The following is a 20,673-nucleotide window of genomic DNA, read 5'->3' on the forward strand; positions in this document are numbered from 1 at the left end:
CCTTACGGGTGTCAGACGCCCGTAAGGTGGCCTTAACGGCATGGTCTCCTCGGGAAGCCGAATCGATCAGCGGGAGCGGCGCCAGAGGCCGAGCAGCGCGGCGGCGACCACCGACGTCGCCCCGGCCAGCCAGCCCACGACGCGGGACAGTTCCACCGCGCGCGTCACGTGCCCGGCGTCCGGATTGCGCCCGATCCCCAGCACCGGAAGCTCCTCGACGCCGTGCGGGTACACGGTCCGCCCGCCGACCCGGATCTCCAGCGCGCCCGCGAACGCCGCCTCGACCCGGCCCGCGTTCGGGCTGGGATGCGCGATCGTGTCGCGCCGCCACGCCCGCCACGCGCCGCCCGCGGAGCCACCGACCACCGGCGCCGCCAGCACCGTCAGCCCGGCGGCGATCCGCGTCGGGACGAGGTGGGCCAGTTCGTCCGCCCGCTCGATCACCCATGACCGGCGGCCCCGCGACCACTGCCGCAGCAGGCTGATCGCCCGCGAGCCCACCAGGCCGGGCACCCCGGCGACCGCGCCCCACACCAGGGGCGCGACCACGACGTCGGACGTGTTCTCCGCGACCGTCTCCACCGAAGCACGCGACAGCGCGACCGGCGTGAGCCCGTCGGTCACCCGGGGGTCCAGTTCGGACAGCGCGCGCCGCGCCGGATCGAGCCGGCCTTCCTCCAGGTCGCGGGCCAGTTCGGCGCCCTGCGTCGCGAGTCCCGCCGCCCCGACGACGGCCCAGGTCGCGACCGCGGTCGTCGCCGCCTGCAGTACCGGACGACGGCGGCCGGCGCGCTCGGCCAGTACGCCCAGCGCGACACAGGCGGCGGCCACCCCGGCACCCCGTGCCGGGGAAGAGCCCGCGACCCGGCGGAAAGCCACCACCGGCGGTCTGCGCCGCGCGTCGCCGAGCACCCCGTCCGCGGCCACCCCCAGCACCAAGCCGATCGCGCGTGCCGCGCTCACATGGCCCCCCTGCGATGAAGTCCCAGCCATCGAAATGTCCCCGTGCCCGAAAAGGCTACTCGCCCGGTGACCAGGGCCGGACCGAGCCCGCCACCCTCCGATTGACATGTGACCTTTTGGTCACCTATTCTGGTCGCGTGCCCGACGACGACCTGGTGTTCAAAGCACTGGCGGATCCGACCAGGCGCTTCCTGCTCGACCAGCTCCACGCGCGTGACGGCCGCACGCTCACCGAGCTGGAGTCCGAAGTGGACATGACCCGCTTCGGCGTCATGAAGCACCTGAAACTGCTCGAGGAGGCCGGTCTCGTCGTCACGCGCAAGGAAGGCCGGGAGAAGAAGCACTTCCTCAACCCGGTCCCGATCCGGCAGATCCACGACCGCTGGATCGACAAATACACCGAGCGCCACGTGACGGCGCTGCTCGATCTCAAAGACGAACTGGAAGGCAACGACCCATGACCGACACGCAGGTCTACCGCGTCTACATCAGAGCCACCCCGCAGGCGATCTGGGACGCCATCACGAAACCGGAGTGGACCGCGAAGTACGGGTACACCGGCCTCGCCGACTACGACCTCAAGCCCGGCGGCAAGTTCGCGGTACACCCCACCGAGGAACTCAAGGGCTACGGGGTCACCGGGGACATGGTCGACGGCGAGGTCATCGAGGCCGACCCGCCGCGCAAGCTCGTCCTCACCTGGAAGCTGGTGATGGCCCCCGAGTTCGCCGACGAGCCGTACACGAAGCTCACCTACGACATCGAAGAGACCAAGACCGCGGGAACGCGCCTCACCGTCACCCACGACGTGACCGGCGCTCCGGGCACCGCCGCGATGGTCAGCGGCGCGGCCGAGGACATCAACGCGCCGGAGGGCCAGAACGCCGGCGGCGGCTGGAACTGGATCCTGTCGGACCTCAAGACGCTGCTGGAAACCGGCGACACGCTCGCGAGCTGAAGGGGACTTTCCTCTCGTAAGACGAGCTGAAGGGGACTTTCCTCGCATCTCATGCGACGAAAGTCCCCTTCAGCTCACGCCCGCTGCGTAGCCGCTTTCAACGCCGCCTTCGCCGACGCCGGCGCGCCCAGCGTGTCCAGCCCGAACAAGGCCGCGCCCACCACCGGGTTGACGTCGACGACCCGGACCACGGCCTTCGGTGCCACCTTCAGGCACCGCCGCTCGATCTCCGCGATCACCTCCGCGCCGACCCCGGTGAGCACACCGCCGCCGAGCACCACCTCCGGCGCCGACATCGTCAGCTCCAGCTGCCGCAGGATCACCGCGACCATCACCGTGACCTCGTCGACGAACCGGGCGACGACGTCGTGGGCGACTTCGTCCCCCTTCGCCGCGACCTCGAACAGCAGCGGGCACAGCCCGTGGATCGAGTCCGCCGGGATCTCCTTGAAATGCAGGCCCTGCACCACTTCCAGCAGCGTCTCGGCCCCGAAGTACCGGGTGACGGCGTCCTGCAGCGCTGTCCCGGGGCCGCGCCCGTCCTCCGCGCGCACCGCCCACCACAGCGCCTCCTCGCCGAGCCGGTAGCCGCCGCCCCAGTCGCCGGAAACCTTGCCCAGCGCCGGAAAACGGTAAACCCGGCCGTCCGGCCCGACACCGGCGCCGTTGATCCCGGCGCCGCAGACGATCGCGACCCCGGTGCCGTCCTCGCTTCCCGCGCGCAGCAACGCGAGCGAGTCGTTGCCGACGGTCAGCGTGTCGCTCCAGCCGCGCGCGGACAACGCCGCGTGCAGTGCTTCCTCCTCGCGCGGGAAGTCCAGCCCGGCGAGGTAGGCCGAGGTGTGCACGGCGAACGGCTTCGCCGCCGGACGCTCCGCGGAACCCAACGCCTCGACGACGAGATCCTCGAGCGCCGCAACACAACCATCGACACCGACGTTCTGCGGCGAAGCACCGGGCCCGCGTGATTTCCCGAGCACGACACCGTCCCGGGAAATCACCAGCACCTCGGTCTTGCTGTTCCCCCCGTCGATCGCGACGATCACCTCGGCGACGCCCACCGTCGTCATGCGTGGGCCCAGGGCAGGAACTCACGATTGATCCGCACCAGCGAGTCGGCGAGCTGATCGGCCTTCGTGTACTGGCCGACGAGCGGATGCGCCAGCAGCGCGTCCGCCACCCGGTCACGGCCGCCCTTCAGCGCCGCTTCCAGCGCCAGGTACTCATACGCCGTCACCCCCGCCATCAGCCCGGCGAACCGCTGCTCCACCGGCGCCTGCGCGATCGGCTTCGGCCCGTTGACGTCCACAGTGGACGAAACCTCGATCACCGCGTCGTCCGGCAGGAACGAGAACGTGCCTTCGTTGCGGACGTTCACGACGTGTTCCTCCGCGGGCCCGCCCGCGGTCAGCGCGTGCACGAGCTGCACCGCGGCCTCGGAATAGTAGGCACCGCCCCGCTTTTCCAGCTGCTCCGGCTTCGTCACCTGCTCCTCGTCGAGGTAAACCTTCAGCAACTCCTCCTCGACATCGCTGACGACCTCGGCGCGAGGCCGCTCCGTGCGCTGCTTGGCCACCTGCTCGTCGTGTCCGTAGTAGTACTTCAGGTAGTACGACGGCACGACGTTCATCCGCCGCATCCACTCGGCCGGCGCACTGACGTGCTCCGACAGGAAATCCGCGTGCTCACCCAGCAGCTCTGGCAACCGGTCGACGCCGTCGACGAGGACGCCGCGTTCCCAGCTCAGGTGGTTGAGTCCGGTGTGGACAAGGCGGACGTCGTCGGTGCCCGCGCCCAGCAGCTTCGCGAAGGTCCGCTGCAGGTGGATCGCGACGTTGCACAGCCCGACCGCGCGGTGCCCTTCGTTGAGCAGCGCGCGGGTCACGATCCCGACCGGATTGGTGAAGTTGACGATCCAGGCGTCCTCGCCCGCCACCTTGCGGACCCGCTCGGCGATGTCGAGCACCACCGGCACGGTCCGCAGCGCCTTCGCCAGCCCGCCCGCACCCGTGGTTTCCTGGCCGACGCAGCCGCACGCGTGCGGGAACGTCTCATCGTTCCGTCGCGCGCGCTGGCCGCCGACCCGCAGCTGGATCAGCACCGCGGACGCGCCGTCGACACCTTCTTCCAGGTTTCCCGTCGTGCTCACCCGCGCCGGGTGCCCGGCGTGCGCGAGCAGCCGCCGGCTGAACCCGCCCACCGCCTCGACCCGGTAGGTGTCGGGGTCGATCAGCACGATCTCGTCGACGTCCAAAGTGGACCGCCGACCGGCGATCCCGTCGATCAGCTCCGGCGTATAGGTGGAACCACCGCCGACGACCGCAAGCTTCATCCCTTGACTCCCGTGAACGTAATACCCTTGACGAAGGATTTCTGCGCGAAGACGAACAGCACGATCACCGGCGCCATGATCAGCGCCGTCGCCGCCATGGTCAGGTTCCATTCGACGTGGTGCATCCCGCGGAACGAGGCGATCGCCAGTGAGAGCGGCCAATGGTCCTTGTTCTCACCGGTGTAGAGCAACGGCCCGAAATAGTCGTTCCAGGTGAACAGGAAGCAGAACATCGCGGTGGCCGCGATCCCCGGCTTCGCCATCGGCACCAGCACCTTGATCATCGCCTGGAACTCGTTGCAGCCGTCGATCTTCGCCGCTTCGATGTAGTCCTTCGGAATGGTGACGAAGAACTGACGCAGCAGGAAGATCGAGAACGCGTCGAACAGGAAGTACGGCACGATCAGCGGAACGAGGGTCCCAGTGAGCCCGAGCCGCACCCACAGGTCGTACAGCGGCACGATGGTGACCTGCGGCGGCAGCATCATCGCGACCACGGTCAGCATGAAGAACAGGTTCTGCCCGCGCCAGCGCAGTTTCGACAACGCGTAAGCCGCCGGGATCGCCGAAACGAGCGCGCCGATCGTGGCGACGCCGGAATAGAGCAGGCTGTTGCCGAAGTACTGCAACAGCGGCGCCTCCTTGAAGACCTTGACGAAGTTCTCGAAATGCCATTCCGTCGGCCACAGACTCGACGACATCGCCTGGTCGCTCTTCATCACCGCGGTGAGCACGACGAACACCACCGGCGCCGCGAAGATCACCGCGAGCGCGATGCCGAGCGCGTGATTCGCGATCCAGAAGAGCTTCTTGTTCCAGTCGCGTTTCACCCGGACCCGGGGCGGAATCGAGGCGGGCGCCGTTTCGGAGATCGCCGTCATGCCCCCTCCTCCTGATGTTGACCCTTACGGAATCGCCGCACCAGCAGCCAGGTGAACCCGGCCGAGACGATGAACAACAGCACCGCCATCGCCGCCGCGTACCCCATGTTGAAGTACCGGAAACCCTGGACGTACAGCCAAACCGGGTAGGTCAGCGTCGAGTTCTGCGGCGCGCCGATGAACTTGGTGTTGCCCGCGACGTCGGCCGTGCCCGACGCGGCGGACCCCGCCACGATCGCCTGCGTGAAGAACTGCAACGCGTAGATGATCGAGTTGACCACGCCGAACAACAGCACCGGCGAGATCGACGGCAGCGTGACGTGCCAGAACCGGCGGATCGGTCCGGCGCCGTCGAGCTCGGCCGCCTCGTACTGCTCCTGCGGCACGTCCAGCAGCGCCGCCAGGATGATGATCATCAGCTCGCCGGAACCCCACAACGCCAGCAGCGTCAGCGCGGGTTTCGACATCGCGGGGTCGTTGAACCACAGCCCGCCGTCGATGCCGACGAGCCGCAGGAACCGGTTCACCGGCCCGAATTCCGGGTTGAAGAGGAACACGAACGCCAGCGTCGCCGCGGCGGGCGGTGCCAGCGACGGCAGGTAGCAGAGCGTCCGGACCAGGCCGACACCGGACTTGAGCCGCGAGATCACCGACGCGACACCGAGCGAGAACACCACCCGGCACACGGTGAGCACGATGACCAGCCACAGCGTGTTGTACGCGGCCTTGCCGATCAGCTGTTCACTGGTGAACATCCGGATGTAGTTGTCGAATCCGACGAACTGCGGCGGATTGATCAGATCGTATTTGGTGAAGGAATAGTAGATCGTGGCGATGAGCGGATACCCGAAGAAGATCAGGAATCCCAGCGAAGCGGGCGCGATGAACAGCAGCACCGTGCGGCGGTGCCGCGCCCGGCGGGCCCTCGCCCGCGCCTGGACCGGCGCGGACGAGGAACCCGTCGTGTATGCGGAAAGCGTCGCGGTCATCGTGCTCAGCCGCCGGAACCCTTTTGCGCCAGCTCGTCGTTCACCTGCTGGTCGACCTTCTTGAGTCCCTCGGCCAGATCGGGCACCGCGCCGGCCTGCCACTTCTCGGCGAAGTCGTTGACGGCCTTGAGATGCGCGTCGCCGATCGGCGTCGACGGGTTCGGCACCAGCTTGCCGCTGCCATACATGTCGAGGAACGTCTTGAACTCCTCGCCGAGGTTCAGTTTCGGGTCGGACAGCGAAGCCTTGGTGCTGGGCACGTTCTTCAGCCCGTTCGCCAGATCCACCAGCGTGTCGGTGTCCAGCGTGACCTGCTTGATCAGCTCCCAGGCGGCACCGGCGTTCTTGGCGCCCTTGGGAATCGCGATGATCGTGCCGGTCGTGAAACCGCCGCCGTACTGGCCGGCGATGCTGTCGAGCACCGGCGGCGGCGCGGTGGCGAACTTGAGGTCCGGCGCCTGGTCCTTGATGAACGCGGTGCGGTACTCGCCGTCGATCATCATCGCGAGCTTGCCGCGCTGGAAACCGTGGTCGGCCGAATACTCGTCGCCAAGGCTGGACTTGAACTGCTCCACCTTCTGGTGCCCGCCGTAGAAGTCGACGAGCTTCTTCTGGAACTCGAACATCGCCTTCCAGCCGGGGCTGTCGGCCAGATGCGACTTCCCGTCCGGCCCGAGATACTGCGCGCCGAAGTTCGGGGCCCAGTACTGCGCCATGTTGGCGTAGAACGGCATCGACGGGATGAACCCGGCGACCTTGATCGACCCGTCCGGGTTGAACTGGGTCAGTTTCTTGGCGGCCTCGAACAGTTCCGTGGTGTTCTTCGGCGGCGCGGAAAGCCCGGCCGCGGCGAACAGGTCCTTGTTGTAGTAGAAGCCGTAGACGTCCGACAGCATCGGCATCGCGCACCGCTTGCCCTGGAACTCGGTGTAGCTGCGCACCGCGTCCGGGATCTGGTTCAGATCGATCTTGTCCCGGTCGATGTACGGCTTGAGATCCTGGAAACTGCCGTTGGAGCACCAGGCGCCGAGGTTGTCGGTGTAGAACGAGATCGCGACGTCCGGCGGGTTGCCGCCGCGGATCGACTGCGTGATCTTGTCGTCGTCCTGGTTGCCCTCGTGCTTGACCTCGATGTTCGGGTACTTCGCCTTGAGCTTGTTCAGCGCCTTGGTGACCACCTCGTATTCGCGCGAGGTGAACTTGCTGTAGACGGTGAGCGTGAGCTTGTCGTCCTTGCCGGGCGCGGCGGCGGCCTGGCCGGGCCCGCCTCCGTTCGGGGCCGCGGCCCCGGAACAAGCGGTGGTCAGCAGCGCGAGCGCCGCCGCGGTACAGGCCAGCAGCGAGCCGCGTTTCCGCGCGGTGCTGCCGATTCGGGTCGTGCGGGACATGACCCTCCTCCTCAATCGGTCGGGGCAGGGGACGGGGTGGGGCTGGTGTCCGGGAGCGCCGCGGCCGCACCGGGTGCTCCTCCCCCGGGCCTGCGTGGCCCGAGGAGAATGGGGGCGCTGAGGCCGAAGACGTCCTCGCGGGCGATGGCGAGCGCCGATTGCAGCGCCCCGGCACGCACGGCGTTGCCCGCCACCGAGGCGACGCCGACCGGGGTGCGGGGCAGGACGAGTTCGTGCAGGCGCAGCGCGACACGTGCGGCGAAGTCCTCGCCGCCGGCGCGGCTGGTTTCGCCGCACAGCAACACAAGCTGAGGATCCGCGACGGCCACGAGGCTGGCGACACCGCCTGCGACGCGACGCGCGAAATCGTCGAGAAAGGCGTCGGCGGCGGCATTGCCTTCGCGTCGCGCCAGCGCGACGGCCTCCCAACCGCTGTCGGCGGTGAGGCCGTGTGCCGAGGCGAGACGAACCACCGCGGGCGAGTCGACGAGGTTGCCGAAGCGGGCACCAGCGCGAGGACGCTCCTCGCCGGTATCGACCGAGACGGGATCGGGCACGCGCATCCAGTCGATTTCGCCGCCACCGCCGGTCGCGCCGCGCAGCAGGCGCCGTCCGATCACGACCGCGCCGCCGACGCCTTCGGACAGCCACACCATGACGAAGTCGTCGAGCCCTGCCGCGCGACCCGCGGTCATTTCTTCGACCGCGACCAGGTTGACGTCGTTCTCGATGGTGACCTCGACCCCGAGCTGCTCGCTGAGCCTGCCCGGCACGTCGAACCCGAGCCAGCCGGGGATGTGCGGTGCGGACGAAAGGAAACCGGTGCGGGGATCGAACGCGCCCTGCGCGCCGATGACGACGTTGGCCAGATCCGGCAGGGTGAGCCCGGCGAGCCGCGTGGCCTTGGAAAGCGCTTTCCCGAACTCTCCGACGATGTCCGCGCCCTCGTGCGCGGGTAGCGGTGCGCGTAGTTCCGCCAGGACCTGCCCGGCGACGTCCGCGATGACGAAGTCGCCGGCCTTCGGCGTGAGATCGACCGCCGCGACGTACGCGAGACTGCCCGTGACCTGCCACAACTGCGCCCGCGGCCCACGCCCGCCGCCCCGCACCCCGGCCTTGCCGACGATGCCTTCCGCTTCGAGCCGGGCGATCAGCTGGGCGGTGGCGGGCTTGGACAGCCCGATGGCGACTTCGAGCTCCGCGCGCGTCAGCGGCCCTTCACGGAGGAGGACCTCGATGGCGGCGCGATCGTTGATCTCGCGCAGCATCCGCGGGCTACCGGCTCGCAACGCACACCCTCCCGGGCTTAATTAGGATACTTTACATACGGTTTCCGGGGACTGTAGTGAGCCGGAGCACAGCCCGTCAACGGCTGCCGGAAACGGACAGGTAACGCTTACGTGCCCCGCACACGAGCCGGGCTCACCCGGTGGACACTTTCCCGCACCGCCTGTCACCAGGTCAGCTGCTCACCACCGCGAGTCCCACCCCCACGCGCCCGAGTCCCACTTTCGAGCGCGCGAGTTCCACTTTCACGGGGCCGAGTTCCCGGCCAGACCCGAACTCGCAGGGTGTCCTGAACGACGCGTTCGCGGCGTTGGACGTCCCGAACGCGCCGTTCGCGACATCGCGGGAGCCGCGCTCCGCCCGCCCGGCCGTCCTGGGTCACCTCGTGAGTGAGACTCCCCGCGACTGGACCCAGCCCACGGTGAGCTGAGCTGGTGGCAACAGGGGGTGCGCTGGGTGCAGGTCCGTGGGGGGGGGGGGGGGGGGGGGGGGGGGTGTGGGGGATGTGGTGATATTGGCGCGCAATGAAATATGATTTTAGTTTGTGTTGGTATATCTTTGAGGGACCCTGGGTCCCTCAAAGAGGCCCCCACGGAACGAAAGTCCTCTGTGGACGATCCGGTTTCGACTCGCCTCGGCACTTACCGCGCTTGGGCACCGAACGGCGCCTGAGCGTGGAACTCGGCCGTCCGAACGTGGAACTCGGGCACGAGTGCGGGACTCGCGGAAGGTGTCAGGCGTCGGCTTCGGCCCAGGCGGCGAGCATGACGCGGGCGATCGACGAGTTGCCCGGCAGGATCAGCTGCGCCTTGCCGCCCGCGATCGGAGTCGGGACCGCCGCGGCGTTGCGGGTCTGGCTGTTCGCGAACGCGGCGCGGACCTCGGCACGCGAGACCCACAGGGCCTCCTCGATCTCGCCGTCGGCCGGGGTCAGCGGGGCCGACCGATCGGCGCGAGCGGTGAAGCCGAGCATGATCGAGCGCGGGAACGGCCACGGCTGGCTGCCGAGGTAGCGCACGTCGGAGACCTCGACACCGACCTCCTCGCGGATCTCCCGCACGACGCAGTTCTCCAGCGACTCCCCCGCCTCGACGAACCCGGCGAGGATCGAGTACCGGTCCGGCGGCCAGATCGGCTGCCGCGCCAGCAGGACGTGCTCGCCGTTCGTGCCCTCCTGGTCGTGCACCAGGCAGATCACCGCCGCGTCGGTACGCGGGTATTCCTCGCGCCCGTCCCGCGTGCACCGGCTCGCCCAGCCGAACTGGATCAGCTCCGTCGGCGCGCCGCAGCGGGTGCAGAACTTCGCCTGCCGCCGCCAGTTCCGCAGCGCCTGCGCGGTGGTGAACAGCCCGGCCGAGGTGTCGTCCAGCAGATCGCCGTAGCCCCGCAGATCGACCCAGAACTCGCCGTCGACACGCAGGACCTCTTCGGTGATCCCCCAGCTGCCCTGCATCCGCACGGTCTCGCCGCCCTCGGCCGGGGTGCCGGGCATCGACCAGTAGTCGACGCCCTCCCATTCGCCGAGGAACGCCGCTTCCGGCGGTGGTTCGGTGCCGAACTCCTGGGTCTTGCGGGTCGCGAGGGTCTTGCTGCCTTCGAGCACCGGCGTGCGACCGGTGTCCTCCAGCAGCACCACCCGGGCGTCCGGCCACCGCTGGACCAGACGCTCCGGGTTGGTGCGCAACGACTCCTGACGATCCACAGTGGACCGGGACAGCGTCGGCAAGGAGCCGAGGCGGAACGGAGCGGTCATTACGCCGACTCGCCCACCGTGACGTCGCCGAGCGCGGTGAGCTTCGGCGCGAGCAGGTCGGCGTCCCCGACGACCACGCCGGTGAACCGCTTGGGCGCGAAGAACTCCAGCGCCGCGGCGGCCACGTCCTCGGCGGTCACGGCGGCCACCCGGGCGGGGTGTTCGGCCAGCCATTCGGCGCTGAGCCCGGTGGTGGCCAGCGCGAGCAGCTGCCCGGCGAGCCCGGTCTGCGAGGACGTCGAGGTCAGCAGCGAGCCGATCGCGTACTGCCGCACCGACTCGAACTCCTCGGCGGTCGGCGGCACCAGGCCGAGCCTGCCCAGCTCGTACCGGGTCTCCAGCAGGGCCGCCGCGGTGACGTCGCTCGCGGTGTCCGCGTCGACGTTGATCACCGCTGTCCCGTCGGTGAACTCGAAACCGGAGTGCGCGCTATAGGTGTATCCCTTGTCCTCACGGATGTTCTCCACCAGCCGCGAGGAGAAGTAGCCGCCGAACGTGAGGTTCGCCAGCTGCAGCGCCGCGTAGCGCGGGTCCGTGCGCGGCAGGCCCTGCGCGGACAGCCGGATCTGCGACTGGACCGCGCCGGGACGCGGCACCAGCAGCACGTCACCACCGGTCAGCTCGGGCAGCGCCGGCAGCCGGACGGCGGAGCGGTCCGAAGCCCAGCCACCGAAGGCCCGCTCCAGCTCACCGATGACGCCCTCGGGGTCGATGTCCCCGACGAGGACCAGCACCGAACCCCGCGGGAGCACCGACGCGGTGTGCAGCGCGCGCACCTGCTCGGGCACGACGACCGCGACGTCTTCGGCCTGCGGCACCTCACGAGTGGCCGGGTGGTCGCCATAGCGGTGCTTCTGCAGTGCCTCGCGCGCGATCGTGCGCGGCTGGGTCCGCGACACCGCGATGCGCTCGATCAGCCGCTCGCGTTCCCGCTCGACCTGATTGTCCTGATAGGACGCTCCGGTCAGCACGTCGCCCAGCACGTCGAGCAGCGTCGGCAGCCCGGACGACAGCGCGGAACCGGACACCACCAGGCGTTCCGGGTCCACGCCGGCGGACAGGTCGCCGCCGATCAGTGCCAGCTCGGCGTCGATCTCGATGCGGTCGCGCCGCGCGGTGCCGGTCAGCAGCGTCTCGGCCAGCACCTCGGCCGTCGCCGGGTGCAGCCGGTCCTCACCGGCGAACGGGATCCACAGCCGGACCTCCACCAGCGGCACGGTCGCCTTGCGCACGGCCAGCACCCGCAGCCCGTTGGCCAGCGTGGTGTCCACATGGGACAGATCGGCGGCGGCGCGCTGCGCGCCGAGCGCGGGCAGCGGACGCGGCCCGAGCGCGGTGCGGCCGATCTCCTCGGCGCTGCGATGCGTAGCTGAACTCACTGCTGCTCCCCATTCCCGTTAGCCCCATTGCCGTTCGCGGGCTTGACGACCAGCACCGCACGCGCGTCCGGCCGCAGCGCCTTCGCCGCCGCCGACACGGCCTCCCCGGTGACCGCGGACATCTGGTCCGCGAGCCGGTACACCAGCGAAGCGTCGCCGTAGAGCAGCTCGAACGAGCCCAGCGCGAGCGTGCGGGACACCAGCCTGTCGTGCTCGGAGTGCAGGCTCGCCGCCCAGCGCGCGGTGACCTTCTTCAGTTCCTGCTCGCCGGGCGGTGTCGCGGCCAGCTTCTCCAGTTCCTCGTCGAGCGCCGCGAGCACCCGCTCCCGGGAGACCTCGTGCGGATGAATCACCGTGATGGTGAACGTGTCCGGGTCCCGTGCCTCGAACGGCCCGAACAGCCCGGCGCCCGCGCCGATGTCGACGACCAGCGGCTCCCGGTGCACCAGCCGCTGCTGCAGCCGCGATCCGTCGCCGTCGGTGAGCAGCCCGGCGAGCACGAGGTGGGCCAGGTAGCCCTCGACGTCGTTGATCGGGTCAGGCATCCGGTAGCCGATCGCGAGCGCGGGCAGCGGCGCGTGCGGGTCGACGTGCTCGCCGTGCAGCTCGCCGGTGGGCAGCGGCTCGGCGAACGAGGGCCGCACCGGGGCCGGCCGGTGCGGGACGTCGCCGAAGTGCTTTTCGATCAGTGCGCGGGCGGTGGCGACCTCGAAGTCGCCCGCCACGGTGAGCACCGCGTTCGCCGGGGAGTAGTAGGTGTCGAAGAAGGCCGCGCAGTCCTCGATGGTGGCCTGCTCCAGGTCCTCGAACCCGCCGTACCCGTTGTGCGCGTTGGGGAACGTGGAGTACAGCACCGGCGGGAGGAGGATCCAGGGGAACCCGCCGTACGGCCGGTTCAGCACATTGAGGCGGATCTCCTCCTTCACCACGTCGATCTGGTTGGCCAGGTTCTCCTTGGTCAGCTTCGGCGCACGCATCCGGTCGGCTTCGAGGAACAGCGCGCGCTCCAGCGCGGCCGAGGGCAGCACCTCGTAATAGTCGGTGTAGTCCGGGTGGGTGGACCCGTTGAAGGTGCCACCGCTGGACTGCACGTGCCGGAAGTGCGCGAGCTTCTCCAGGCTCTCGCTGCCCTGGAACATCAGATGTTCGAACAGGTGCGCGAAGCCGGTGCGCCCCTCCGGTTCGGAGCGGAAGCCCACGTCGTAGTGCACGCTGACGCCGACAACGGGCGCGGTCGCGTCGGGCGCGAGCACTACGCGCAAGCCGTTGTCGATGGTGAAGCGGACAAGCTCGGGATCGGCCATGGCCCCACCCTACGGCCAAGGACCGACAGAAGGCTCGCGGCTATCCCGGCGAACCGGCCTCGGTGAACAGCCTGCCCCGCCGGGCCGCGGCGAACGCCCCGGTGAGCGCCGCCGCGAACTCCCCCGCTCGCCCGATCGGGACCTCGGCTTCGCACCAGTAGACCGGCGGCGGATGCTTCAGCTCGGCGAAGACCGACGTCCACGCCCCGAGTTCGCTCAGAGCGAGCGCGTACGGCAGGCCACGGGAGAACACGAGCTCGCGTTCGGGCTTCGCGAGCGACTTCGGCTTCGTCAGCGCGAGCCGTTCACTCAACCCGAGCAGCCTGCGGCGCAGCAGCCGGCCGCTGGTCCGCCGGGCGGGCAGCAGCACCGACGCCACGACCGCCGACACCCCGGCGAGCACGACGATCACCCCGAGTTGCGCGTAACCGACGGTGAGCGCGAGCAGCACGGTCAGGAACAGGCCGTAGAAAACGACCCGGATCCCCGCCCGTCCGAGCCGTCCCAGTCGCTGAGAAGGAGGCCGGGAGAGCCAGCCATTCCGGACGACGTCGGCGTAAAGCGCGTCCCGCACCTGGCCGATGTCGACGCGGCGGCGGCGCAACTCGGCCAGCGTCACGGAATCCTCGCCGTCCGGCAGCACCGCGGCGAACACCGCACGTTCGAAGACGGTCAGGTGCTCGTCGGCCGGGTTGCGGCGGGTGAGCCGCCAATCGGTGTCCTCGGCGCTCACCCACAGGTAGTTGCGCACGACGAGGTCGAGCACGGTGGCGGCCAGGTCGACGGGACCTGCGCGGCCGGTGGTCACGGTGGCGATGTGGCCCGGCAGTACCCCGTCCGGCGAAGCGAACTCGCCGTCCGGGCTGAGCAGTTCGACCGGCAGCGGCTCGCCGGGCCGCGCGTCGCGACGGCGCGTCAGCCACACCAGCACGGCCGCGACGGCGAGCGCCGCGGCGAAGCCCCACCACGCCGCGGTCACCGGTGGCGTGCGGACGAACGCGCCGCCGATCGTCGCCGACGGCACGAGTTTCGCGTTCGCGGGCACCGTGCCCGGCGGCAGCTCCACCGTCGCCGACATCCGTTGCCCGGCAGGAAGGTTCTGCTGGCTGAACCGGGTCAGCCCGGCGTGGTCGATCTGCGCGGCGCCACAGTGCGTGCCGGTGCCGTCCGGCCCGGCGACGCAGTCGACGGCGGTCGGAATCCTGGGCGCGGCAAAGGAAGCGCGGACCAGTTTCAGCTCGGTGTCCCACCCGCCGGCCAGTGGCCACGTGACGTGCTCGACGCCGCCCTCGTCCGCGGATACCGCACCGTCCACTGTGTACCGGAGGATCGAGGTGCCCTCGGTCAGGTGCGCGGTGAACACGTCGCCGTCGAGCTGCGCGGATCCGCTGCCCTCCAGGACGACGTCGCGCACGCCGTAGACGCGGTCGCGGTGGTGCGCGGCGGGCGTTTTCAGCGGTACGCGGCGGTTCATCGTGGCGCCGTTCGGCACCGAGACGGCCTCGGCGACCGACAGCGAACCGTCCCGCTGGAGCTTGAGCTGGATCTCGACGCTCTGCGGCAATCCGGGCAGGGGCGGCTGATCCGGCTGTTCCTGAGCGAACGCGGCAGGGGTGAACGCGAGCAGCAGCGCGACTGCCCCCGCGAGCGCGCAGGGCCTGGCGGTCACGGGCTCAGCGCGTCCTCGCGGGTGCGCGGAACTGGCCCGATTCGGCGAGCAGCCCGTCCAGCGCGGTCAGGAACGACGGGAAGTGCGCGCCGAAGCGGCGCAGATCCCGTTCGGATTCCAGGCCGCCGAACCAGTACAGCCCGGCGGCGCCGTCCGCGCCGGGGTTGAGCCCGGCGAACGTACCCAGCCAGCGTTCGGTGTCGCCGAGCACCACCGCGTACGGCAGCGAACGGGAGAACACCATTTCGCGGTCGGCGGCCGGGATGTCCTCGGCCTTCGCGGTGTGCAGGTAGTCGAGCAGGCCGCGGACCTGGCCCACCAGCGCCCGGCCGCGCGCGGTCCGCGAGGGCAGCAGCCCCGCGCCCGCGGCGATCGCGAGCCCGGCGAGCGCGACCGCGACGCCGATCAGCGCCTGGCCGAGCGTGAAGGTGAGCACCGCGGTGGCGACGAGCCCGAGCGCGAAAACGCCCGCACCGAGCCAAGTCAGCCTCGTGCGGCTGAGATCGGGGCGCCGGGAGAACCAGCGCTTGGACACGACGTCGCTGTACATCGCGTCGCTGATGCGGCGCAGATCCAGCTCGCCACGCGAACGCAGCTGGGAGAGCAGTACCGCGTCGGTGCCCTCGGGCAGCAACGTCTCGTACACCGCGCGCTCGAAGTCGTGCAGGTGCTCGTCCGGCGGATTGCGGCGCGACAGCTGCCAGTCCGGGCCGTTCGGTCCGGGCACCTCGGCCAGCCACAGGTAGTTGCGCACGGCGAGGTCGACGACCGTCGCGCTGATGTCGACGACGTCGACGGTCTCGTCCACCACCGTGCCGACCTGACCGGGCAGCACGCCGTCGGGCGAGGCGAAGAAGACGCGGTCGCCGTCGCGCAGCAGGACCTCGACCGGCCCAGTGCCCGCGGCGAGCGCCCCGGCGTCGCGCTTGCGCAGCCGCCAGACGTACAGCGCGCCCGCGATGAGCAGCAGGACGAGGAGCGCGAAGACGATGCCGGTGAGCGGGGTCAGCGCGAAGGCGTTGGCGAGCAGGCCGACGTCCGCGAATTTCGCGTTGACCGGCACGGTGCCCGGCGGCAGCCCGACGAGCAGGTCGACCCGGTCACCCGCCCGGATGTCGTTCTGCTCGACCCGCACGACGCCGGTGTGGTCGAGTTCGGCCAGCGTGCAGCGCTGGCTGGAGCCGATCGGGCCGGCGAAGCAGTCGATCGGCGAGAGCCGGGGCACGGGCGCGATGAAGGAGACGGTGATCCGCGCGACCGGGGCGTCCCAGCCGCTCGCGGCCTGCCAGCGGAACTGCTGCTGGCCGCCGACGTCGGCGATCGCACCGTCCACTGTGTAGCTCACGGTGGACTCGCCGCCGCGGAAGGTCAGCACGAGCTGGTCACCGTCGACAGCGCCGGTCGCGGCCCCCTCGGCCTTGACGTCGCGGACGGCGAACACGCGGTCCTGATCGTCGCTCGCCGACACCCGCAGCGGCACCCGCGAGGTGACCTGCTGTCCACCTGGGACAGTCACCTTTTCAGTGACCGACACGGCGCCGTCGCGCAGCAGTTTGAGGGCGACCTCGGCGCTCGTGCCCTGGGGCGGCGGCTGCTCCAGACCGGGCACGATCCCCCCGGCGAGCTGCGGTTTCTGCAGCTGTTCGACGGGCGGGTTCGGCAGTGACGGACCGGCGGAGGGACCGGAGGTGTCGACGTCCGAAAGACCGTTGCCCGGCGGTTGCGCGGCGGCGGGCAGGGCGCCGAGCAGCGCCACTCCGGCGGCCAGAGTGATCGCCACACCCCAATTCCTCAACACAGCACCACACCCTAGAGCACTCGATCTATGCTGACGCCCGGATCGGCGAGATTTCAGCAGGTCCGCCGCTTTTGACGGAGCATGAGCACTGGGGGTTCCACACGATGACACAGCCACCGGGCCCGCAGGGACCCTGGCGAGGGCCGGTGCCCCCGCCGGGTGGCAGGCCGCCGCTCCCGCCACCGGGGGCGCGCCCGTTGCCGCCGCCCGGGGCCCGTCCGCTGCCACCCGCCGGTCCTGGGTCCGGCGGTCGTGGTCCTGGTGCCGGTCCTGGGTCCGGTGGTCCTGGGTTCGGCGGCACGCCTGGACCGGGTGGCCCTGGTCCTGGTGGTGGTCCCGGGTCCGGCGGTCCCGGTCCTGGCGGTGGTCCTGGGGTCCCTCCGGGCCAGCGTCCGGTGCCGCCCCCGCCCGGACGTCCGATGCCGCCGCCCGCGGCCGGTCCGCTGCCTCCCCCGCCGCCCGCCGGTCCGGGTTACGGGCCCGGATATCCGGCGCCGCAACCCTTCGGGCAGCGCTTCGCGCCCGCGTACGCGCCGTACCAGCCGAAGAAGTCGAACACCGGTGTGATCGTCGCGATCGCCCTCATCGGTGTCGTCGCCCTCGGCGGTGGGCTCGTCGCCGCGATCGCACTGCTGGGCGGCAGCACCCGCCACGTCGCCGACGCGGGCTACTCCAGCACGTACTCGTCCTACAGCTACACATCGACGTACTCCTCTTCGACGTACTCGACGACGTCGTCAAGCACGCCGAGCAGCAGCCGCAGCACCGGAACGCGCAGCTCGCGTACCACCGAGACTCGATCGACGGCACCGACCCAGACCGGCCCGCGATCGGTCGCGAAGCTCGGCGACAACCCGCTGTTCGCTCAGGCGAACTACGGGCTGCCGAACGTCTCGTGCTCGTTGAGCCGATGGGCGACCGACCAGGGCAGCGTCCAACGGTTCTTCCAGTCCGGCATCGCCTGCATGGACGCGATGTGGTCGAAGACGCTGTCCTCGAGCAACCTCCCGTTCGCGACCCCGCGCCTTTCGGTGCCCGCGTCGATCTCGGAATCCTCGACCCCGTGCGGGAGCGGCGGAACGTCCACCGGGGTCACCCCGTTCTACTGCCCGACGAACAACACGATCTACATGCCGATGAACCGCATCGAGATCGAGACCTGGGGCAACCATCCCGGGCCGTACCTGTCCATCCTGGCGCACGAATACGGCCATCACGTGCAGGCGATGTCCGGGATTTCCGAGGCCTACGGCGACAAACGCTACGACGCGGGTGCCGATTCGGCCGCGGGGCTGGAACTTTCGCGGCGGATGGAGCTGCAGGCGCAGTGCTTCTCGGGCATGTTCCTCGGCTCGGCCTCGGTGTCCGGCGGCTCCGTCGACAAGAACGTCTACAACGAAGCCTGGAACGCGCAAAACCGCGGCGACGACTACTCGCGCAACGGAAAACGCGACCACGGCACCGCGAAACACAACATCGCGTGGTGGCAGCACGGCGCCACGACGAACCGGAACCAGCAGTGCAACACCTGGAACTCCGCCTCCGGCGACGTCTCCTGACACAGCTGTTGCAGTGCTGAAGGAATGAACGGAAGATTCAGGACACCCTGAGGCCCCCTACCCGAAACAGTACGGGAGGGGACCGACGGAAAAGCGTCAGCTGGGCGGGGTGAAGGGGTTCTCGACCGGAGGCTGGGCCGGTTCGGGGTGCGCGGGCCGTGGCGCGGTGGGCGGCTCGGCACCCGACGCGCCCGGCGTCGGCGCGGGAAGCGGCGGAGCGGCCGGGGACCACGAGCCCACCGGTGCGCCGTAAGGCTGCGGCGCCGGATACGCCGGGCCATAGCCGGGCTGCGCTGTCTGAGGCGCCGGGTACGGCTGTGGGTAGGCCGGGCCGTAGCCGGGGTGCGACGTTGCGGGTTGCGGCGTGGCCGCCAGCGCGCGGGCGTGGTCGCGGTTCCGGCGTTCGGCGAGCACCGCCGACAGGTACGCCCAGAGCGGCATCCCCGGCGGGACCGGCGTCCCGATGCGTTCGGCGACCTGCTGCGCGAGGCCGTACCCCAGCGCCTCGGCCGCCTCGGGCCGCAGTTCGGTGTAGCGCGCCAGATACTGCCGGACCGCCAGCGCCAGTTCGTCCGGCAGCCTGCTCAGGTCCAGCTGCGCCGCCCACGGTTCCAGCCCCGGCGGCATCATGATCGCCGCCTGGCCGGTGTCCGGGACACGCTCGCGGATCACCACGGTCCCGGCGAGGAAGTCGCCGACCCGGCGCCCGTTGGACGACGTCAGCGACACGATCACCGCGACGGCGCCGAGGAAACCGAGCGCCCAGAAGTCCACGAAGAACCCGGCGAGCGCGCGGGTGAGCGCGTGCCGGAACCGGATCGGGCCGCCGTCGGTCCGCACCACCCGCAACCCCAGCGCCAGCTTCCCGAGCGACTTGCCCCTGGTCAGTGTCTCGAAGATCACCGGATAGCCGATCATCACGAGCACGAAGAGCACCAGGATCAGGGTGACACCGAGCGACGCGTCGTCCACCGGCAGGGCGAACACGACCAGCATGATCGCGCCGAACAGCAGCGCGGCCTGCACCAGCACGTCGAGCAGCATGGCCACGCCGCGGCTGGCCAGCTTCGCCACGCGCAGGTCCAGCACCACCGCTTCCCCGGTGACCAGCTCGGACTCTTCTTCCACGACGCCCAGCCTAGTGCAGCCGTCCCGGGACCGGCCCCCGTCCGGCAGACCGTCCTAAGTGGACATTACCGCCACCCGTGCGACCCCCGCCCCCGGCCGCCTAGGCTGGGGCCAGGACTGGGAGGTGCCCGTTGGATGTCGACGTGTTCGTCGCCGCGCACAGCGCCGAATGGACCCGGCTCGGCGAACTCACCCGCCGGCGCGGGCGGCTCAGCGGCGCCGAGGCCGACGAGCTGGTGACGCTGTACCAGCGCACGGCCACCCACCTGTCGATCATCCGCTCATCCGCACCGGACCCGGCGCTGCTCGCCCGGCTCTCCGGCCTCGTCGCCCGCGCGCGATCGGCCGTCGCCGGATCGCACAACCCCGCGTGGCGCGAAGTCGCCCTGTTCTTCACCCAGCGGTTCCCCGCCGCCGTGTACCTCAGCAGGCGCTGGTGGGTCCCCGCCGCGCTCGTCTGCACGGTGCTCGGCGCCGTGCTCGCCGTGTGGATCGCCGGGGACGCGCAGGTGCGCGCCACGCTGGTCACCCCGGAGGAACTCAAGGCGATGACCGCGCCCGGCGGCCAGTACGAGGCGTACTACTCCACCGGCCCCGCCGCCTCGTTCGCCGCGAAGGTGTGGACCAACAACGCGTGGGTCGCCGCGACCTGCCTCTTCCTCGGCGTCGCGCTCGGCCTGCCGGTGATCGGCGCGCTGTGGGTGAACACGCTCAACGTCGGCGTCGGCGGCGGGCTGATGGCCGCGGCCGGGCGCGGCGACATCTTCCTCGGCCTCATCCTCCCGCACGGCCTGCTCGAACTGACCGCCGTCTTCATCGCCGCCGGAACCGGCCTGAAACTCGGCTGGACCGTCATCGACCCCGGACGCCGCTCCCGTTCCGCCGCGCTCGCCCGGCAAGGACGGTCTGTCGTGGTCATCGCGCTCGGACTGGCCTGCGTCCTGCTGGTGTCCGGGATCGTCGAGGCCTTCGTGACCCCGTCCGGCCTGCCGACCTGGGCGCGGATCGGCATCGGCGCCGTCGTCGAACTCGCCTTCCTGACCTACGTCTTCGTCCTCGGCCGCCGCGCCGCCCGCGCGGGCGAAGCAGGCGACATCGACAGCCGCGACGCCGGAGACACCCTCCCCGAATCCGCCTGACCCTGCCGCGGGCAGGAGCAGGGGACCTTTACTAACGTTGCTTAGCGCACTAATCATTGCCTCACCAACGGACGTTAGCAAAGGTCCCTTGCTCTTTTTCCGCAGGTCAGGACGTTCCGTGGGGGCCTCCTTGAGGGACTCTGAGT

Annotated in this window: 17 protein-coding genes; 4 read left to right on the forward strand and 13 right to left on the reverse strand. The window is 70.2% G+C overall.

The genetic code is table 11. The annotated features are described in order from the left end of the window. Positions 1-66: 66 nt before the first annotated feature. Positions 67-963, reverse strand: a complete 897-nt coding sequence (locus ACFWX1_RS44245; protein ID WP_378395911.1) for a cobalamin biosynthesis protein — start codon at positions 961-963, stop codon at positions 67-69. 137 nt (positions 964-1,100) lie between these two features. Here ACFWX1_RS44245 and ACFWX1_RS44250 point away from each other — a divergent pair, with 137 nt between their 5' ends. After that, positions 1,101-1,424 carry an ArsR/SmtB family transcription factor gene (locus ACFWX1_RS44250; RefSeq protein WP_378395912.1) on the forward strand — a complete coding sequence of 108 codons (324 nt, stop codon included), beginning with the start codon at positions 1,101-1,103 and terminating at the stop codon, positions 1,422-1,424. Continuing rightward, positions 1,421-1,921, forward strand: a complete 501-nt coding sequence (locus tag ACFWX1_RS44255; protein ID WP_378341462.1) for an SRPBCC domain-containing protein — start codon at positions 1,421-1,423, stop codon at positions 1,919-1,921. The genes ACFWX1_RS44250 and ACFWX1_RS44255 overlap by 4 nt, the downstream gene beginning before the upstream one ends. Before the next feature lie 74 nt (positions 1,922-1,995). Here ACFWX1_RS44255 and ACFWX1_RS44260 read toward each other — a convergent pair whose 3' ends face one another. The 11 genes from ACFWX1_RS44260 to ACFWX1_RS44310 form a co-directional block, all read right to left on the reverse strand. Further along, positions 1,996-2,991: an N-acetylglucosamine kinase gene (locus ACFWX1_RS44260; RefSeq protein WP_378395913.1), complete on the reverse strand. Its 996-nt coding sequence runs from the start codon at positions 2,989-2,991 to the stop codon at positions 1,996-1,998. After that, positions 2,988-4,253 (reverse strand): 6-phospho-beta-glucosidase, encoded by a 1,266-nt coding sequence (locus ACFWX1_RS44265; protein ID WP_378395914.1) that lies wholly within the window; start codon positions 4,251-4,253, stop codon positions 2,988-2,990. Before ACFWX1_RS44265 ends, ACFWX1_RS44260 begins: the two co-directional genes overlap by 4 nt. Beyond that, complete coding sequence (locus tag ACFWX1_RS44270) at positions 4,250-5,134, reverse strand: carbohydrate ABC transporter permease (RefSeq protein WP_378395915.1); 885 nt, start codon at positions 5,132-5,134, stop codon at positions 4,250-4,252. The genes ACFWX1_RS44265 and ACFWX1_RS44270 overlap by 4 nt, the downstream gene beginning before the upstream one ends. Then, positions 5,131-6,123, reverse strand: a complete 993-nt coding sequence (locus ACFWX1_RS44275) for a carbohydrate ABC transporter permease (RefSeq protein WP_378395916.1) — start codon at positions 6,121-6,123, stop codon at positions 5,131-5,133. Before ACFWX1_RS44275 ends, ACFWX1_RS44270 begins: the two co-directional genes overlap by 4 nt. A 5-nt stretch (positions 6,124-6,128) precedes the next feature. Further along, a complete protein-coding gene (locus ACFWX1_RS44280; protein WP_378395917.1) occupies positions 6,129-7,511 on the reverse strand; it encodes an ABC transporter substrate-binding protein in 1,383 nt (460 codons plus the stop codon). An 11-nt stretch (positions 7,512-7,522) separates the two neighbouring features. Continuing rightward, entirely contained in the window at positions 7,523-8,779 is a 1,257-nt protein-coding gene (locus ACFWX1_RS44285) for an ROK family transcriptional regulator (protein ID WP_378395927.1), read from the reverse strand. 752 nt (positions 8,780-9,531) lie between these two features. Beyond that, complete coding sequence (nudC, locus tag ACFWX1_RS44290) at positions 9,532-10,551, reverse strand: NAD(+) diphosphatase (RefSeq protein WP_378395918.1); 1,020 nt, start codon at positions 10,549-10,551, stop codon at positions 9,532-9,534. Then, the gene (locus tag ACFWX1_RS44295) at positions 10,551-11,930 is read right to left on the reverse strand and encodes a M16 family metallopeptidase (protein ID WP_378395919.1); all 1,380 of its coding nucleotides are present in this window, start codon (positions 11,928-11,930) and stop codon (positions 10,551-10,553) included. The genes nudC and ACFWX1_RS44295 overlap by 1 nt, the downstream gene beginning before the upstream one ends. Continuing rightward, a complete protein-coding gene (locus tag ACFWX1_RS44300) occupies positions 11,927-13,234 on the reverse strand; it encodes a M16 family metallopeptidase (protein ID WP_378395920.1) in 1,308 nt (435 codons plus the stop codon). The genes ACFWX1_RS44295 and ACFWX1_RS44300 overlap by 4 nt, the downstream gene beginning before the upstream one ends. A gap of 40 nt (positions 13,235-13,274) precedes the next feature. After that, positions 13,275-14,903 (reverse strand): DUF2207 family protein, encoded by a 1,629-nt coding sequence (locus tag ACFWX1_RS44305; protein WP_378395921.1) that lies wholly within the window; start codon positions 14,901-14,903, stop codon positions 13,275-13,277. Between the two features lie 4 nt (positions 14,904-14,907). Further along, positions 14,908-16,683: a DUF2207 domain-containing protein gene (locus tag ACFWX1_RS44310; RefSeq protein WP_378395923.1), complete on the reverse strand. Its 1,776-nt coding sequence runs from the start codon at positions 16,681-16,683 to the stop codon at positions 14,908-14,910. 437 nt (positions 16,684-17,120) lie between these two features. Between ACFWX1_RS44310 and ACFWX1_RS44315 the strand changes: the two genes are divergently transcribed. Next, a complete protein-coding gene (locus ACFWX1_RS44315; protein WP_378395924.1) occupies positions 17,121-18,260 on the forward strand; it encodes a neutral zinc metallopeptidase in 1,140 nt (379 codons plus the stop codon). Positions 18,261-18,356: 96 nt separating this feature from the next. On the opposite strand, the gene ACFWX1_RS44320 is transcribed toward ACFWX1_RS44315, so the two are convergent. Further along, positions 18,357-19,388 carry an RDD family protein gene (locus ACFWX1_RS44320; RefSeq protein ID WP_378395925.1) on the reverse strand — a complete coding sequence of 344 codons (1,032 nt, stop codon included), beginning with the start codon at positions 19,386-19,388 and terminating at the stop codon, positions 18,357-18,359. 131 nt (positions 19,389-19,519) lie between these two features. Between ACFWX1_RS44320 and ACFWX1_RS44325 the strand changes: the two genes are divergently transcribed. Further along, a complete protein-coding gene (locus tag ACFWX1_RS44325; RefSeq protein WP_378395926.1) occupies positions 19,520-20,527 on the forward strand; it encodes a stage II sporulation protein M in 1,008 nt (335 codons plus the stop codon). Positions 20,528-20,673 lie beyond the last annotated feature (146 nt).

Source organism: Amycolatopsis sp. NPDC059021, assembly GCF_042739895.1.
Classification (GTDB): Bacteria; Actinomycetota; Actinomycetes; order Mycobacteriales; family Pseudonocardiaceae; genus Amycolatopsis.

What these genes read in the sequence shown, in the direction of transcription:
- ACFWX1_RS44255 (WP_378341462.1), top strand. Translation starts at nt 1,421, where the DNA reads ATGACCGACACGCAGGTCTACCGCGTCTACATCAGAGCCACCCCGCAG.
- ACFWX1_RS44285 (WP_378395927.1), bottom strand. Translation starts at nt 8,779, where the DNA reads ATGCTGCGCGAGATCAACGATCGCGCCGCCATCGAGGTCCTCCTCCGT.
- nudC (WP_378395918.1), bottom strand. Translation starts at nt 10,551, where the DNA reads ATGACCGCTCCGTTCCGCCTCGGCTCCTTGCCGACGCTGTCCCGGTCC.
- ACFWX1_RS44315 (WP_378395924.1), top strand. Translation starts at nt 17,121, where the DNA reads ATGCCGCCGCCCGCGGCCGGTCCGCTGCCTCCCCCGCCGCCCGCCGGT.
- ACFWX1_RS44270 (WP_378395915.1), bottom strand. Translation starts at nt 5,134, where the DNA reads ATGACGGCGATCTCCGAAACGGCGCCCGCCTCGATTCCGCCCCGGGTC.
- ACFWX1_RS44300 (WP_378395920.1), bottom strand. Translation starts at nt 13,234, where the DNA reads ATGGCCGATCCCGAGCTTGTCCGCTTCACCATCGACAACGGCTTGCGC.
- ACFWX1_RS44280 (WP_378395917.1), bottom strand. Translation starts at nt 7,511, where the DNA reads ATGTCCCGCACGACCCGAATCGGCAGCACCGCGCGGAAACGCGGCTCG.
- ACFWX1_RS44275 (WP_378395916.1), bottom strand. Translation starts at nt 6,123, where the DNA reads ATGACCGCGACGCTTTCCGCATACACGACGGGTTCCTCGTCCGCGCCG.
- ACFWX1_RS44260 (WP_378395913.1), bottom strand. Translation starts at nt 2,991, where the DNA reads ATGACGACGGTGGGCGTCGCCGAGGTGATCGTCGCGATCGACGGGGGG.
- ACFWX1_RS44265 (WP_378395914.1), bottom strand. Translation starts at nt 4,253, where the DNA reads ATGAAGCTTGCGGTCGTCGGCGGTGGTTCCACCTATACGCCGGAGCTG.